The sequence below is a fragment of the Streptomyces sp. NPDC023541 genome, from assembly GCF_055559995.1.
In genome coordinates this window covers 26,013-41,860 of the sequence record NZ_JBVHJO010000016.1, presented here as the reverse complement: position 1 = coordinate 41,860, position 15,848 = coordinate 26,013, and the positions used below count along the sequence as shown (strand labels likewise).

The 15,848-nt window shown below is 74.7% G+C and carries 10 protein-coding genes; 7 read left to right on the top strand and 3 right to left on the bottom strand.

Annotated features, from left to right (window positions below; genetic code table 11):
• Positions 1-86: 86 nt before the first annotated feature.
• Together ACZ3X1_RS29955 and ACZ3X1_RS29950 are read right to left on the bottom strand one after the other, a co-directional pair.
• The gene (locus tag ACZ3X1_RS29955) at positions 87-1,340 is read right to left on the bottom strand and encodes a serine/threonine-protein kinase (RefSeq protein WP_356814893.1); all 1,254 of its coding nucleotides are present in this window, start codon (positions 1,338-1,340) and stop codon (positions 87-89) included.
• Between the two features lie 160 nt (positions 1,341-1,500).
• Positions 1,501-3,312 (bottom strand): serine/threonine-protein kinase, encoded by a 1,812-nt coding sequence (locus ACZ3X1_RS29950; RefSeq protein WP_467281695.1) that lies wholly within the window; start codon positions 3,310-3,312, stop codon positions 1,501-1,503.
• A 437-nt stretch (positions 3,313-3,749) separates the two neighbouring features.
• On the opposite strand from ACZ3X1_RS29950, the gene ACZ3X1_RS29945 reads away from it, so the two are divergent.
• The 5 genes from ACZ3X1_RS29945 to ACZ3X1_RS29925 all read left to right on the top strand — a co-directional run bounded on the left by ACZ3X1_RS29945 (position 3,750) and on the right by ACZ3X1_RS29925 (position 13,186).
• On the top strand, positions 3,750-6,821 hold the full coding sequence (locus ACZ3X1_RS29945) for an FHA domain-containing protein (RefSeq protein WP_467281692.1): 3,072 nt from the start codon (positions 3,750-3,752) through the stop codon (positions 6,819-6,821).
• A gap of 339 nt (positions 6,822-7,160) precedes the next feature.
• Complete coding sequence (locus ACZ3X1_RS29940) at positions 7,161-8,519, top strand: ABC transporter substrate-binding protein (protein ID WP_356815359.1); 1,359 nt, start codon at positions 7,161-7,163, stop codon at positions 8,517-8,519.
• A 112-nt stretch (positions 8,520-8,631) separates the two neighbouring features.
• A complete protein-coding gene (locus tag ACZ3X1_RS29935; RefSeq protein WP_467281796.1) occupies positions 8,632-9,894 on the top strand; it encodes a carbohydrate ABC transporter permease in 1,263 nt (420 codons plus the stop codon).
• Entirely contained in the window at positions 9,891-10,799 is a 909-nt protein-coding gene (locus ACZ3X1_RS29930) for a carbohydrate ABC transporter permease (RefSeq protein ID WP_356815358.1), read from the top strand. The genes ACZ3X1_RS29935 and ACZ3X1_RS29930 overlap by 4 nt, the downstream gene beginning before the upstream one ends.
• A 125-nt stretch (positions 10,800-10,924) precedes the next feature.
• The gene (locus ACZ3X1_RS29925) at positions 10,925-13,186 is read left to right on the top strand and encodes a bifunctional glycosyltransferase/CDP-glycerol:glycerophosphate glycerophosphotransferase (protein ID WP_467281689.1); all 2,262 of its coding nucleotides are present in this window, start codon (positions 10,925-10,927) and stop codon (positions 13,184-13,186) included.
• Between the two features lie 68 nt (positions 13,187-13,254).
• On the opposite strand, the gene ACZ3X1_RS29920 is transcribed toward ACZ3X1_RS29925, so the two are convergent.
• Positions 13,255-13,884: a TetR/AcrR family transcriptional regulator gene (locus ACZ3X1_RS29920; RefSeq protein WP_356815356.1), complete on the bottom strand. Its 630-nt coding sequence runs from the start codon at positions 13,882-13,884 to the stop codon at positions 13,255-13,257.
• A 116-nt stretch (positions 13,885-14,000) separates the two neighbouring features.
• Between ACZ3X1_RS29920 and ACZ3X1_RS29915 the strand changes: the two genes are divergently transcribed.
• Together ACZ3X1_RS29915 and ACZ3X1_RS29910 are read left to right on the top strand one after the other, a co-directional pair.
• Positions 14,001-14,909: an ABC transporter permease gene (locus ACZ3X1_RS29915; RefSeq protein ID WP_390073782.1), complete on the top strand. Its 909-nt coding sequence runs from the start codon at positions 14,001-14,003 to the stop codon at positions 14,907-14,909.
• On the top strand, positions 14,902-15,735 hold the full coding sequence (locus tag ACZ3X1_RS29910) for an ABC transporter ATP-binding protein (protein ID WP_436840880.1): 834 nt from the start codon (positions 14,902-14,904) through the stop codon (positions 15,733-15,735). Before ACZ3X1_RS29915 ends, ACZ3X1_RS29910 begins: the two co-directional genes overlap by 8 nt.
• Positions 15,736-15,848: the final 113 nt, after the last annotated feature.

Sequence of the window (15,848 nt, the reverse complement as noted above, 5' to 3'; positions counted from 1 at the left end):
CCGACGGGGCCGGGAGATGCAGCCCCGCCGGCGTTCGAGGCGCGGGGGTTCGGGGGCGGGCCCCCGACCGCGGCGCCGCACCGGCGCTACGGCACCCGGGGAACGGACTGCTGCTTGTTGTCCCGTCGGGGACTGGGCTCGTCGCTGCCGGAGAGGGCCAGCCAGCTGCCCAGGCCGACGGCGGCGACCAGGGCCACCGCGACCGCCGACAGGGTCAGGCGCCGCTTGCGGGCGGCCTCGGCCCGGTGTCGGGCCGAGCCGGGCCGGTGGCCGCCGGCCGGCCGCGGCACGCGGGCCGTGCCCAGCGCCCCGCCGGCCAGCTCGTCCGGCCCCGGCACCCGCATCGAGGTGTGGGTGTCCCGGTTGGAGTCGGTCGCCGACCCCGGTACGAGCGGGACGACGCCCCGCCGCCGCACCGGGTCGGCGGACGGTTCCTCCGAGACCTCCGGCTCCGCCTCCGCGTCGTCCGGCTCGTCCACGTCGAGCGGCGGCATCCCGGCCAGCATCGGCAGCAGGTCCCGCAGCCGGACCGACAGCTCCGAGGCCCGCAGCCGCGAGGCCGGCGCCTTGGCCAGGCACTGCACGATCAGCTGCCACAGCTCGTCGGGGATCCCCGGCAGCGGGACGACGGTCTCCGTCACGTGCCGCCGCAGGACCGCGCCCGGGTGGCCGCCGCCGAAGGGGGTGAACCCGGCCAGGAGTTCGTACAGGACGGTGGCCAGGGCGTAGATGTCCACCGCCGCCCGCGGGGGCAGGCCCTCCACGATCTCCGGGGCCAGGTAGTCCGGGGTGCCGATGATGCGGGTCGTCGGGGCCGTGGCCCGGCCCGCGGAGGCCCGCCGGGGGGAGTCGATCAGCTTGGCGACGCCGAAGTCTGTCAGCAGGGCCGGGTGCGAGCCGCCCGGGCCGAGCGGGCCCTGCATGTCCAGCAGGACGTTCTCCGGCTTGACGTCCCGGTGCACGACCCCCGCCGCGTGCGCCGCGGCCAGCGCGTCGGCCACGTCCGCGACGATCGCCACGGCCGCCTCGGGAGCGAGCCTGCGCTCGCGGTCGAGCCGCGTGCGCAGGTCCGTACCGCGTACGAGGTCCATGACGAGGGCGAGGTCGTTGCCGTCCACGACGAGGTCGCGGACGGAGACGACGTGCGGATGCTCCAGGCCGAGCAGGGCGCTGCGCTCCTGGACGAAGCGTCCGACCAGTTCCTGGTCGGACGCGAGGTCCTCGCGCAGCAGTTTCACGGCGACGGGCCCGTCAGGCCCCTCGCCCAGCCACACCGTGCCCGCGCTGCCGCGCCCCAGGATCTGGTGCGCGGTGTACCGGCTGCCGATTTTCCGTGCCACGACTGCTCCCTCAGTGGCTGGCGTACGCCCCAAAGCTACGCGGCCGCGTGGGCTTCGGAGGCCAGCAGGGGGGCCCGATTCGCGACGACCTTCACTTCTGCGGGCGAAATCACGTCCTGGATGTCGACAAATCCACGAAGTCGGCGCTACGGGGCCCTCCTCAGGGAGCGGAGGAGCCGGAAGAGCCCGAGGAGCCCGCCGAGTCGCCGATGGTGGTGACCCAGTCGACGATGCCGGTGCCCCAGGTCCACACCTGGTCCCACCATCCCTTGCCCGTGCCGATCCACTCCTGCAGCGGGGTCAGCTCCCAGACGAGCCAGCCGGCCACGAAGAACACCAGGATCAGCACCAGGCAGCCCTTGAGGCAGCCGAGGCCGGGAATCCGCACCGGGTTGGCGCTGCGGCGGCGCGGCTCGCGCGGCTCCCGGCGGGCCGGCGGCTGCGGCGGGGCCTGCGGGGGCTGCTGCGGCTGGCGGTACTGCGGCTGCTGCTGTTGGGGCTGCTGCGGCTGCTGGTACTGCTGGGGCTGGCGCTGCTGCGGCTGGTAGTGCTGCGGCGGGGGCGGCGGTGCGTACTGCTGCTGCGGAGGCTGCTGCTGCGGCTGGCGGTACCGGGGCTGCTGCGGCTGCTGGTACTGCTGCTGCGGCGGGCCCTGCCGGTACTGCGGCGGCTGCTGTGGGGGCCTGTGTTGCGGCGGCGGGGGCGCCTGGCGCTGCGGGCGGCGGCGCAGCGGGTCGTCCTCCGGGTCGAGGTACTGCATCTGCGTCTGCTCGTTGCGGTCGCGGGCGGCCCGCATCTGCGTCTGCCACGGGTGCGGCGCGTCGGGCTGCTGCACGGGCGGCATGACCGAGGTCGGGTCGGCCCCGGAGCCTGCCGTCTCCCCTGGCCCCCCGGGCCGGGGAGAGCCCATGGGCAGCACGGAGGTGGCGTCGGCCGCGCCGACCGGCGGCATGACGCTGGTCATGGCGTTCGGGTCGTAGGCGCCCGCCGGTGAGCCCGCCCCGGACGGCAGCACCTGGGTCGGGTCCGCGGCGCCGGGGGTCTCGGGGACCGGGGCCGGCGAGGGGTCGGGCGCGAGGAGGGCGCCCACCCCGAGCGCGGCCTCCACCTCGGCGCCCGTGGAGTGCACGCCGATGCCGGCGGCGACCACGCGCAGGCCGCGGGCCAGGTTCGCGGCGCTGGGGCGCTCGTCGGGCTCCTTGCGCAGGCAGCGCTCGATGACCGTCCACAGCGGCTCGGGCACGGTCGAGGGGCGCTGCGGCTCCTCGCTGAGGTGGCGGTGGAGCACTTCGAGCGCGGTACCGCCGGCGAACGGCGGGCGGCCGGTGAGCAGCTCGTAGAGCAGGATGCCGGCGCCGTAGATGTCGACGGCGGAGGTCTGCGGGCGGCCCTCGGCGGACTCGGGGGCGACGTAGGCCGGGGTGCCGACGAACTCGTGCGTGCGGGTCAGGCCCGGGGAGTCGGCCAGGCGGGCGATGCCGAAGTCGGTCAGCATCGGCTTCATCTGCCCGCCGCGCTCGTCGAGCAGCACGTTGGCCGGCTTGAGGTCGCGGTGCACCACGCCGTCGGCGTGGCTGGCGGCGAGCGCGTCCGCGATCTGGGCGGTCAGCAGGCTCGCGGCGACGGGCGTGAAGGGGCCGTTCTCACGCAGGTAGCGGTGCAGGTCCGGGCCGTCGATCAGGTCCATGACCAGGGCCAGCAGGTCGCCCTCGACGACGAGGTCGCGGGTGCGCACGATGTTGGGGTGGGTCAGGCGCAGCAGGACGGAGCGCTCCCGCAGGAAGCGCATGACGATGTCGGCGTCCTGGGCCAGCTCCTCCTTGAGGACCTTGATCGCCACGGTCTCGCCGGGCTGGCCCGCCACGGCCGCCTCCGCGCCGGCGGTCTCCCGCTGGCGGGCACGCCAGACGGTGCCCGTGGCGCCGCGCCCGAGCGGCTCCTCGAGCAGGTACTTACTGCCGACTGGCCGCACGTCTCGCGCTCCCCTGCTGTCGTCTGCTGTGGTCGTTCCGTCGAGTGGTTTTTCCGGCCCACTCTAGGGGGTGTCCCCCGGGAAGACGCCGGTCCGCGGAGGTTGGTTGCCGCACATATGTACGGAGGGTGACGTTTTCGGGGTATGCCGGAGGCGATTTTCCCCTTCTTCGCCCCGCTCGTGGTCCGGTTTCGGTCGGGCCCCGGCCCGACCCGCGGCAGATCAAGATCATTCATTGCCGGGTGCCGGGCGTGTTGTCCGCGACAGGTGCGAGGATGCACCCGTACGGACGGCACGGGACGGGAGCCCCGCCTTCCGGGCAGACCTGACCGGACGACGCGTCCGTGCCGGGCGGGGGGCGATCGGGCAGTCATGTCACGACGTTCCCCTGCCGGGCGCACACACCGCGCACCGCGCAGAAGGGACCGCTGACGGCGATGCAGATCCGGCTGACCGTCCTCGGGTCGCGCAGCGGCCACCAGACCGCGACCGCCCCCGCGAGTTGTGACGTGCTCGTCACCGCGCCCGTCGGCACGGCGCTGGCCGCGGTCGCCTCCGGGCTCGCGGCCACCGTCGGCGGCCCCGACACCGGGGGCACGGTCGTGCTGTACGCGGGCTCCGAGCGCCTCGACCTCCAGCGGCGGGTGCTGGGCGAGCCGCCCCTGGTGGACGGCGCGGTGCTGGCGCTGCACTCCCCGATGCCGGACGTGCTGCCCGAGGACGGCCTCGGCGCACCCCAGCTGCACGTCGTGGCCGGACCCGACGCGGGCGGGGTGCACCTGCTGCACGACGGGCAGATCCGCATCGGCCGGTCCGGCGACGCCGACGTGCCGCTGGACGACCCCGACGTGTCCCGGATGCACTGCGCGGTGACGGTGGCCCGCGGCGGCCGGGTCGCCGTCGCCGACCTGGACTCCACGAACGGCACCACCCTCGACGGCTCCCCGGTCGGGACCCAGCCGGTCGCCCTGCCCCCGGGGGCCCTGCTGCGGGTCGGCGAGTCCACCCTGCGGCTGGCGCCCGCGGGCACGCCCGCGCTGCCGGTGACCCCGGACCAGGAGGGCCACCTGGCCCTCCCCGCACCCGCCGGCCCCGACGCGCCCGGCGGCCCCACGGGGAGCGTCCCTGACGGCCCGGACACGGCGGCGGGTGCCCGCGGCCCGGCTGCCCCCGGCACCGGGCCGTACGGGCCGCCCGGCCCGCACGCGCAGTCCGCCATCCGCGGCGGGGCGCCGGGCGCCTCCGGCACGGCCGCGGGGACCGCCGGGCCCTACGGACCGGCCGGCGCGACCGGCGCGGCCCACCCGGGCGCCCCCGAGCCCGCAGGCGGCCCCGGCACGTCCGGGCCGGACGGGGCCCGGACCGGATCGGGCCGCCGCAAGGGCCTCGGCGCGTGGGCCCGCAAATGGGTGCGCGGGGAGGACGTCGCGCAGGCCGTCCCGGAGACCGTCGCCACCGCCGCCGCACCCCACCCCGACGACCCGGCCGCGCTGCTGCTGGCCGCGATGGGCCCCACGGGGCGCCTGTGGTCCCGTACGCCCGGGCGGGCCGGTCACGCCGCGCTGCTGGAAGTCGGGCTCGGCGCCGGGAGCCGGGTGTCCCTGCCCGCCGTCGGCGCCCTCGGCATCGCCGGCCCGCGGGCGCGGCTGTCCGGGTCGGCCCGCTGGGTGGTCGCACAGCTCGCGGGGCTGCACGCTCCGGGGCAGCTGGAGATCGTGCTCCTCAGCGCCGACCGGGCCCGGCCGCTCGCCGACCGGCGGCGCGACTGGGGCTGGCTGGGCTGGCTGCCCCACGTACGGCCGGGGCACGGCCAGGACTGCCGCCTGCTCCTCGCGTACGACCGCGACCAGGCCGCCGCCCGCACGGCCGAGCTCACCCGCCGCCTCGACGACGGCCCGCTCGGCGCGCACTGGGCGAGCGCCTCCCCCGAACGGGTCCGGGAGGCGGCCGACGCCTACGAGGGCCCCTACACGCTCCTCGTCCTCGACGGCGATCCCGGGACCGGCGCGCTGCGCGACATCACCGGCCGGCTCGCCTCGCACGGCCCGGCCGCCGGGATCCACGTCCTGGCGCTCGCCGAGGCCCCGGCGGCCACCCCCGCCTCCCCGGTCGCCGACACGTACGAGAGCGCCTGCGCGGCCACCCCCGCCTTCCGGGACTGCGGTGCGGTCGCCCTGCTCAGCGGGGACGTCGCCACGGCCGTACGGACCTTCGCGGTCCGCGGCGGCCTGCCGGTCCCGTCCGGGGGCACCGCGGTCTGCGACGCCGTCTCCACCGCCTGGGCCGAGCGGTTCGCCCGGGCCATGGCACCCCTGCGGCCCACCGACGGCGCGGTCGGCGGGCCGAGCCGTCCCACGGCCGCCGCGCTGCCCGCCACGGCGCGGCTGCTGGACGAGCTGGGGCTGGCCCGGGCCACCCCGGCCTCCCTGATGGCCCGCTGGGCGGCCGCGACCGACCAGGGGCAGGGCCAGGGCGGCCTGGCCGAGATCGTGCTGGGCAGCGGGCGGCGCGGTCCCGTGGGCACCGAGCTGGTCCACGACGGCCCGCACCTGATCGTCGAGGGGCCCGCCGGGAGCGGCCGTACCGAGCTGCTGCGGTCGGTGGCGGCGTCGCTGTCCGCGGGTGCCCGCCCGGACCGCCTCGGGCTGGTCCTCCTGGACGGGGCGGGCGGCGAGCGCGGCGACGGGCTGCTGCCCTGCACCGAACTCCCGCACGTCTCCGCCCACCTGGTGGCCTCCGATCCGCTGCGCATGCGGGAGTTCGCGCAGGCGCTGGGCGCGGAGCTCAAGCGGCGCGCCGAGCTGCTGGACGGCGTGCCCTTCGCCGAGTGGCACGCGCAGCGCGAGGTGTCCGGCCGGATGGTCGCGCCCCGCCGGCCCGCCCCGGGCGAGGTCCGCGGCGACGGCCCGTCCTCCGGCTCGCCGGGCCACGGCGAGCCCGTACGGACGGGAACGCTCCGGCTGCGCGCCGCTGCCACCCGTACGGATCCGGTCGGGCCGAGCCCGCTGCCGCGCCTGGTGGTGCTGGTGGACGACCTCGACGCGCTGGTCGCGCCCGGTCTGGGCAGCGCGGGCCGCCCCGCCGCCGGTTCGGTGGTGCGGGCGCTGGAGGCGGTGGCCCGTGACGGCGCCCGGCTGGGCGTGCACCTGGTGGCGAGCACCTCCCGTCCGGACCGTACGGCCGGCACCGGCCCGGCCCGGCTGGCCGCCCTGCGGGTCGAGCTCGAAGCCCCGGACCAGCCGGGGCCCGGCCGCGGTGTGCTGCGCTTCGCGGACGGCCGTACGGTGCCGTTCCAGGCGGGCCGGGTCACCGGGCGGATCCCGCGGACGGCGACCCTGCGGCCGACGGTGGTCCCGGTGGAGTGGGAGCGGATGGGCGATCCGCCGGCCCGCCGGCCGGTGCGCGAGCTGGGCAACGGCCCGACCGACCTCGCGCTGCTGGCCAGCGCGCTGGACCGGGCCGCGCACCTGGTCTCGGCGATACCCGTGCTGTTCCCCCCGGCTCCCTGAGGGCCGGCCCGAAAGGTGGATCAGCGCGCGGCGTCGGATGCGGTGCACCGCAAGGCGGGGGACCGTCCTGATACCGGGCGCATCCGGGCGTTCCGACAACGCGGCGAGGTGCCCGCCGGTCAGGCCGCGCCCGGCGTGACCGACGGACCGGCGTGACCGGCGGGGCACCCCCGCAGCCCCGCGCCTGGGGCGCGCGCTCTGCCCGTCTCCGGCGCCCGTGCTCGCGCCCGTCCCCGGGACGCGGTGTTCACCCGGCCCCGGGACGCGGTATTGCGGGGTCGCGCGGGTCGGCGTAGACCTTGTGGTCCGGGACACACCACGGGTATCGGGGGCAGAGCCATGCGCGAGCACGGAACGGGCCGTACGCATCTCAAGTGGGCGGCGCTCGCCGCCGCGGGCGCGCTGGCGCTCACCGCCTGCGGGGGCGGCGCCGACAAGGAGCCGTCGCCGCCGCGGGGCGGCACGGCCTCGCCCGCGGTGGAGTTACCGAAACTGGACGGGGAGAAGCTCCAGGTCGCGGCGGTCTGGACGGGCCCCGAGCAGGAGAACTTCACCAAGGTCCTCAAGGAGTTCGAGAAGCGGACGGGGGCCACCGTCACCTTCGTCCCGGCCCAGGACCCGATCGTCACCTTCCTCGGCACGAAGATCGCCGGCGGGGCTCCGCCGGACGTCGCGCTGCTGCCGCAGGTCGGGGCGCTGGTCTCGGCGGTCCAGAACAAGTGGGCGCAGCCGGTGGGCCCGCAGGCGCAGGCGCAGCTCGACAAGAACTACTCGGCGGGCTGGAAGTCGCTGGGCGCGGTCGGCGGCACCCAGTACGGCGTCTACTACAAGGCCGCCAACAAGTCGCTGATCTGGTACAACGCGAAGGCGTTCGAGGCGGCGGGCGTCAAGCCGCCCAAGACCTGGAAGGAACTGATCACAGCGGCGGACACCCTGTCGGCGTCGGGCACCCCGGCGGTCTCGGTCGCGGGCGCGGACGGCTGGACCCTGACGGACTGGTTCGAGAACATCTACCTCTCCCAGGCGGGCCCGGAGAAGTACGACCAGCTGGCCAAGCACCAGATCAAGTGGACGGACGACAGCGTCAAGCAGGCCCTGACCACGCTCGCCGAACTGTTCGGGCGCAAGGACTTCCTGGCGGGCGGGACGAGCGGCGCACTGGCCACCGAGTTCCCGAAATCGGTGACGCAGACCTTCACCGGCGGCGACCGGCCGGCGGCCGCGATGGTCTTCGAGGGCGACTTCGTCGCGGTGAACATCGCGCAGACCGAGGCGAAGGTCGGCGAGGACGCCCTGGTCTTCCCCTTCCCGGCGGTCGGCGCGAAGGCGCCGGTGGTCTCGGGCGGTGACGTGGCCGTCGCGCTGAAGCCCTCGAAGGGCGCCCAGGCGCTGCTGACCTTCCTGGCGTCGGCGGACGCGGCCGAGATCCAGGCACGCGAGGGCGGCTTCGTCTCCCCGAACAAGGCGGTCGACCCGGCGGCGTACCCGAACGACATCCAGCGGGGCATCGCCAAGGCGCTGATCGCGGCGGGTGACGACTTCCGCTTCGACATGTCCGACCAGGCACCGGCGGCCTTCGGCGGCACCCCGGGCGCGGGCGAGTGGAAGGCGCTCCAGGACTTCCTGGCGAACCCGTCGGACGTGGCGGGCACCCAGGCGAAACTGGAGGCGGACGCGGCCAAGGCCTACGGGAACTGATCCCGTGACGGCCCCCGCCGCACACGGTCGCTCCTCCGCACACGGCGACGGCCCCGCGCACGGTCCCGGCCCCGCGCGGGGGCTCTCCGCCGAGGCGCGGCGCCGCCGCCTCGTGGCGGCGGCGTTCCTCCTGCCGGCCCTAGTACTGCTCGGCGCACTCGTCGTGCACCCGATCGGCTACTCGCTCTACCGCAGCTTCTTCGACCGCTCCGGCGACGTGTTCGTCGGCGGTGACAACTACCGCGAGATCCTCACCGACGACAGCATCCGCACCGCCCTGGAGAACACGGCGGTGTGGGTGGTGCTGGCCCCGGCCACGGCCACCGCGCTGGGCCTGATCTTCGCGGTGCTCACCGAACGGGTGCGCTGGGGGACGGCGTTCAAGCTGCTGGTGTTCATGCCGATGGCGATCTCGATGCTGGCGGCGGGCATCATCTTCCGGCTCGTCTACGACCACGACCCCGACCGGGGCGTCGCCAACGCGGTCTGGGTCGGCGTCCACGACACCTTCGCGCAGTCCTCGGCCTTCCCCAAGGCCCGCCCCGGCCGCGACTCGCCGCTGGCGGACGCCGGCGGGGGCGCCTTCGTGACCCGCGAACCGGCCCGCGCGGGCAGCCCGGTGCTGCTCCCGCTGGTCGGCGTGGCCCCTGAGGCGCTGCCGGAGGGGACCCGTACGGCGGGCGCACCGCAGCCCGAGCCGGGGAAGGTCACCGGCACCGTCTGGCAGGACTTCACCCGTGGCGGGGGCGGCGCGGCGAACGTGGTCGACCCGAGCGAGCAGGGCTTCTCCGGGATGCGGATCGAGGCGGTCAAGGACGGCCGGGTGGTCGACACGGCGACGGCCCGCGCCGACGGCACCTTCACCCTGTCCCCGAAGGCCGACGGGGCACTGCTGCGGCTGCCCGCGGTCAACTTCCGGGAGGCGTACGGCGGGGTGGAGTGGCTCGGTCCGGCGCTGGTCACCCCGGCGGTCATCGGGGCGTACGTATGGATGTGGGCCGGTTTCGCGATGGTGCTGATCGGGGCCGGGCTGGCGGCCGTACCGCGCGAGCTGCTGGAGGCGGCGCGGGTGGACGGGGCGAACGAGTGGCAGGTGTTCCGGCGGATCACCGTCCCGCTGCTGGCGCCCCTGCTGGCTGTCGTGCTCGTCACGCTCGTCATCAACGTCATGAAGATCTTCGACCTCGTCTTCGTGATCGCACCCGGTGCGGTCCAGGACGACGCGAACGTGCTCGCGCTGCAGTTGTACCGGACGTCCTTCGGCACCGACGCCCATCCGGGGCTGGGCAGCGCCATCGCCGTGCTGCTGCTGGTGCTGGTGGTTCCGGTGATGCTTGTGAACATCCGCCGCCTGCGGAAGGAGGGGACCCGATGACCCGTACCGAAGCGGCGCCGGCCACGCGGCCGGCGACAGGGGCCGGGCGCTCCGCGGGCAGTCCGGCGGGCCGGGCCGCGGGCCGGCTGGCCGGCGGGGCCGTGCGCGTCTTCCTGGTCCTGGCGGCGCTCTTCTGGCTGCTGCCCACCCTGGGCCTGCTCGTCTCCTCCCTCGTCTCCCCGACCCACCTGAACGACGGCGGCTGGTGGCAGGTGTTCGGCGCGCCCTCGCGGCTGACCGCCGACAACTACGAGCGGCTGCTGGCCAACGACACCATCACCGGTTCCCTGCTGAACACCTTCGCGATCGCGGTGCCGGCCACCCTGCTCGTGCTGACCCTCGGCGCGTTCGCCGGATACGCCTTCGCCTGGCTGGAGTTCCCCGGCCGGGACTGGCTCTTCCTCGTCGTCGTCGGGCTGCTCGTCGTACCGGTGCAGGTGGCGCTGATCCCGGTGTCGGAACTCTTCGGCACCATCGGCCTGTTCGAGACCACGGCGGGCGTGGTGCTCTTCCACACCGCCTTCGGTCTGCCCTTCGCCGTGTTCCTGCTGCGCAACTTCTTCGCGGAGATCCCGCGCGAGCTGCTGGAGGCGGCCCGTCTCGACGGGGCGGGGGAACTGCGGCTGTTCACCCGGGTGGTGCTGCCGCTGGGCGGCCCGGCGATCGCCTCACTCGGCATCTTCCAGTTCCTGTGGGTGTGGAACGACATGCTGGTGGCGCTGGTCTTCGCCGACTCGGCCAACCCGCCGATCACGGTCGCGCTCCAGCAGCAGGTACGGCAGTTCGGGAACAACATCGACGTCCTGGCGCCCGGCGCGTTCCTGTCGATGGTGGTCCCGCTCGTCGTCTTCTTCGCGTTCCAGCGGCAGTTCGTCACGGGGGTGATGGCCGGCGCGGTCAAGTAGGCCCCGCGCCCCGCCGCTGACGTGCAGCGTTGACGCTGCGTAACCCGAATGCCGGACACCGCGTAACCCGATCGCCACGCCGGTGGTTCCTGGGCAATATGCCCGCGCCGACCCCTGGATGTGCCGTGCCCCGGTTCAGCGTCATCGTGCCCGCGTACAAGGTCCAGGCCTATCTCCAGGAGACACTGGACTCGGTCCTGACGCAGTCCTATTCGGACCTGGAACTGATCGCCGTCAACGACGCCTCCCCCGACGCCTGCGGTTCGATCATCGACGAGTGCGCGGCCCGCGACGCCCGGGTGACCGCGGTGCACCTGGCGCACAACGTGGGGCTGGGGCCGGCACGGAACGCGGGCCTGGCCCGGGCCACCGGCGACTACGTGATCTTCCTCGACGGCGACGACACCCTCACCCCGGGCGCCTTGCAGGCCGTCACCGACCGGCTGAAGGCCACCGGCTCCCCCGACGTCCTGGTCTACGACTACGCGCGCGCCTACTGGTCCGGGGACGTCGAACGCAACCGGCTCTCGCACCGGCTGTCCGAGGAGGGCCCGGCCAGCTTCAGGCTCGCCGACCGGCCCGCCCTGCTCGCCATGCTGATGGTGGTGTGGAACAAGGCGTACCGCCGGGAGTACGTCGAGCGCGAGGGCCTCTCCTTCCCGCCGGGGCTCTACGAGGACACCCCCTGGACCTACCCGGCGCTGCTGGCCGCGGAGTCCGTCGCCGTCCTGGACCGCGTCTGCGTGCACTACCGTCAGCGGCGCACCGGATCGATCACGACCACCCGCACCGCCCGCCACCTGGAGATCTTCGACCAGTACGACCGGGTCTTCGGGTACCTCACCGGGCGGCCCGAGCTGGAGCGCTGGCGCTCCACCCTGCACCGCCGGATGGCCGAGCACTTCTGCGCCGTCCACGCCGACCCGCGCCGCCTCCCCCGCGAGAGCCGAGCCGAGTTCTTCGCCCGGGCCTCCGCCCTGCTGCGCCGCTACCGCGCCCCGGGCGGCCGCAGTTCGCTGCCGCTGTCCCTGGCGCGGACCGACCGGATCCGGCACGCCCTGATGCGGCTGGGCGCCCGCCGCAGCTACCGGCTGCTGTCGGCGCTGCGCTCGGCGGGGCTGGCGCTGGGCCGGGCCGCCTCGGCCCTGGGGCGGGGCCTGCGCGAGTCCTCGCTGCGGCTGCACTACCGGATCCAGCGGCTGCTGCCCCTGCGCCCGGAGCTCGCGGTCTTCTCCGCGTACTGGCACGGCGGCTACGCCTGCAACCCCGCGGCGATCGAGGCCAAACTGCGCGAACTGGCGCCCCGGATGCGGACGGCGTGGATCTGCGACCCGGCGCACACCTCGACGCTCCCGCGGGAGACGGTGGCGCTGCGCCCCGGTTCGGCGGCGTACTGGAGCGCCCTGGCCCGGGCCGGGTACCTGGTCACGAACGTCAACTTCGACCGCGCGCTGGTCAAGCGGCGCGGCCAGGTCCTCCTCCAGACGCAGCACGGCACCCCGCTCAAGCGGGTCGGCCTCGACCTCCAGGACCGGCCGGCGGCCACCCCGACCCGGGACTTCGCGGGCCTGCTGCGCGGCGCCGACCAGTGGGACTACCTGCTCTCCGCGAACCGGCACTCCACCCTGGTGTGGGAGAAGGCGGTCCCGTCCTCCTACACCACCCTCGAATACGGCTACCCGCGCAACGACGTCTTCCACCGGGCGACCCGCACGGAGGTCCTGGAGCTGCGCGAGCGGCTGGGGATCCCGGCGGGCTCGACGGCGATCCTGTACGCGCCCACCCACCGCGACTACCGCCGCAGCCGGCCGGACCACCTGGACTTCGAGCGGCTCCTGCAGGACCTGGGCCCGCGCTTCACGCTGCTGGTCCGCACGCACCTGACGTACGCGGACGCCGACCGCCCGTGGGATCCCCACCCGCGCCTCGTGGACGTCTCCTCGTACCCGTCGGTGGAGGAGCTGTGCCTCGCCTCCGACGCCCTGGTCACGGACTACTCGTCCCTGATGTTCGACTACGCGGCGCTGGACCGGCCGATCGTGATCCACGCGGACGACTGGGAGGCCTACGAGGCGGCCCGGGGCACGTACTTCGACCTGCGGTCGTGTCCGCCGGGCGCGATCGCCCGCACCCAGGACGAGCTGGTGGACATCTTCACCACGGGCCACTGGCAGGGCTCCCGCTCCGCCCAACTGCGCTCGGCCTTCCGCGCCCGCTTCTGCTCCTACGACGACGGCCACGCGGCGGAACGCGTGGTCCGCCGGGTCTTCCTGGGCCACCAGACCCCGACCCCACCGGTGATCCCCCTGCCGGACCGCGCCCCCACCCCGTCGGCCCCCGCGCCGTCCCGCAGCCCGGAGGCGGCCCTGGCCCACGTCTGGCCGTAGGACGAGGACGGGCACGTCCGGCCGTTCGGCGTTCACGGCGCGGGGCCGGAGCCGCGGGGCGGGGCCCGTCAGGCGGTGCCGGAGGCCGACTTCAGGCCGGCGACCACCTGGTGGGCCAGGGTGTCCAGGTGGGCGGGCGTCACCGCGTCGCGGACGACGACCTGGCGCCAGTAGAGCGGGCCGATCAGCAGGTCCAGGGCGTGGTCGGGGCTGATGTCCGCCGGGAGTTCGCCGCGGGCGACGGCGTCCGCGACGATGCCGTGGGCCATGCGGTGCTGGCCGTCCAGGAGGGCGCCGCGGACCGCGTCCGCGATCTCCGGGTTGCGGGAGGCCTCGACCAGGAGGTCCGGGATCACCGCGGAGGCCACCGGGTGCCGCAGCACGTGTGACATGACCTCCAGCAGGGCGCGTACGTCGCCGTACAGCGAGCCGGTCGCCGGCACCGGCAGGCCGTCCGCCGCGAAGGCGCCGACCAGGTCGAGCACCAGGTGCAGCTTGGACTTCCAGCGCCGGTACACGGCGGTCTTCCCGACCCCGGCACGCCGTGCGATGCCCTCGATGGACATTCGGGAGAACCCGACCGCGGCCAGCTCCTCCAGCACCGCGTTGCGGATCGCCTCCGTCACGTCCTCACGCAGGACGGCGGCGCCGGCGGGGGCGCGGCGGGCGGAGGCGGAGGGGGCGCGGTCCGTGGTCATGCACAGAGCATAGCCGCGGCCCGTCACGACGATACGGTTGCGTTCCGTCGGTCAACCCCCTAGCCTCGCCGTAGCGACGATACGGACCCGTCCCGACCCACGTCGAAAGCGAACCAGTGACCACCGCGACCGCATCCACGACCGCGCCCGCCACCTCCGCGGAGATCGCGCAGCTGGCGGCCGCCCACGACCTCACGCTCAGCGGCGCCCGCCCGACGCTCCCCCGTTACATCGAGCAGCTCTGGCAGCGCCGCCACTTCGTCACCGCCTACGCCAACGCCCGCATGCAGGCCACCTACAGCACGGCCAAGCTCGGCCAGGTCTGGCACCTGGTGACCCCGCTGCTCAACGCGGCGGTCTACTACTTCATCTTCGGCATCGTGCTGAAGGCCAGCCACGGCGTGCCGGACTACGTCCCCTTCCTGATCACCGGCATCTTCGTCTGGGACTTCATCAGCAGCTCCGTCAACGCCGGCACCCGCGCCGTCCACAGCAACCTCGGCCTGGTCCGCGCACTGCACTTCCCCCGCGCGAGCCTGCCCCTCTCCACCGTCGTGCAGCTCTTCCAGCAGCTGCTCGTCTCCATGGCCGCACTGGTGATCCTGCTGCTGGCCTTCGGCCAAAGGCCCGGCGCGGCCTGGCTCCTGGCCGTACCGACGCTCCTGCTGACGGCCCTCTTCGCCGCCGGCTGCGCCATGATCATGGCGCGCATCGGCAGCAAGAGCCCCGACGTCAGCCAGCTGATGCCGTTCGTCCTGCGTACGTGGATGTACGCCTCGGGCGTCATGTGGTCCATCGACCAGATGCTCAGCACGAACCACCTGCCGCACTGGGCGCTGACGGCCCTCAAGGCCAACCCCCCGGCCGTCTACATCGACCTGATGCGCTTCGCGCTGATCGACAGCTTCCCCGCCCACGCGCTCCCGCACCACGTGTGGCTGCTGGCCGCCGGCTGGGCGCTGCTCGCGGGCGTCGGCGGGTTCATCTACTTCTGGAAGGCAGAGGAGGCGTACGGACGTGGCTGACACCGCGACGAAGACCAGTACGGCCGGTACGGCCAGGCCGGCCAGCACGGCCGGGACCGGCACCCGGGTCCCCACCGTGATCGCGGACGGGGTCCACGTCATCTACCAGGTCCACGGCACCGGCGCCCGCAAGGGCGGCGCCACGTCGGCGCTCAGCCGCATCTTCTCCCGCGGGGCCGCCCCCGGCATGCGGGAGGTGCACGCGGTCAAGGGCGTCTCCTTCACCGCCTACGAGGGCGAGGCCATCGGTCTCATCGGCTCCAACGGCTCGGGCAAGTCCACCCTCCTCAAAGCCGTCGCCGGCCTCCAGCCGGTGGCCCGCGGGCGGATCTTCTCGCACGGCCAGCCGTCCCTGCTGGGCGTGAACGCCGCCCTGATGAACGACCTGACGGGCGAACGGAACGTCATCCTGGGCGGCCTCGCGATGGGGATGTCCCGCCAGCAGATCCGCGAGCGCTACCAGGACATCGTCGACTTCTCCGGCATCAACGAGAAGGACGACTTCATCTCCCTGCCGATGCGGACGTACTCCTCCGGCATGGGCGCCCGGCTGCGGTTCTCCATCGCCGCCGCCAAGGACCACGACGTCCTGATGATCGACGAGGCACTGGCCACGGGCGACGCGGCCTTCCAGCGGCGCAGCCAGGCCCGCATCGAGCAGCTCCGGGAGCGGGCCGGCACCGTCTTCCTGGTCAGCCACGCCGTCCACACGGTCCGCGAGACCTGCGATCGCGCGATCTGGCTGGACTCGGGCGTCCTGCGCATGGACGGCCCGGCAGACGAAGTCTGCGCCGCCTACGAGAACTCCAGCCGCGCCGGCGCTTGAAGCGCGGGGACCCGCGGCAGCGCCCACGCAACGGCGCCGCACCCGCGGACCACGCGAACGGGCCGGGCGCGGGACCGACATGGTCCCGGGCCCGGCCCGTTCGGCTACGCCGA

What these genes read in the sequence shown, in the direction of transcription:
- ACZ3X1_RS29945 (WP_467281692.1), top strand. Translation starts at nt 3,750, where the DNA reads ATGCAGATCCGGCTGACCGTCCTCGGGTCGCGCAGCGGCCACCAGACC.
- ACZ3X1_RS29940 (WP_356815359.1), top strand. Translation starts at nt 7,161, where the DNA reads ATGCGCGAGCACGGAACGGGCCGTACGCATCTCAAGTGGGCGGCGCTC.
- ACZ3X1_RS29930 (WP_356815358.1), top strand. Translation starts at nt 9,891, where the DNA reads ATGACCCGTACCGAAGCGGCGCCGGCCACGCGGCCGGCGACAGGGGCC.
- ACZ3X1_RS29920 (WP_356815356.1), bottom strand. Translation starts at nt 13,884, where the DNA reads ATGACCACGGACCGCGCCCCCTCCGCCTCCGCCCGCCGCGCCCCCGCC.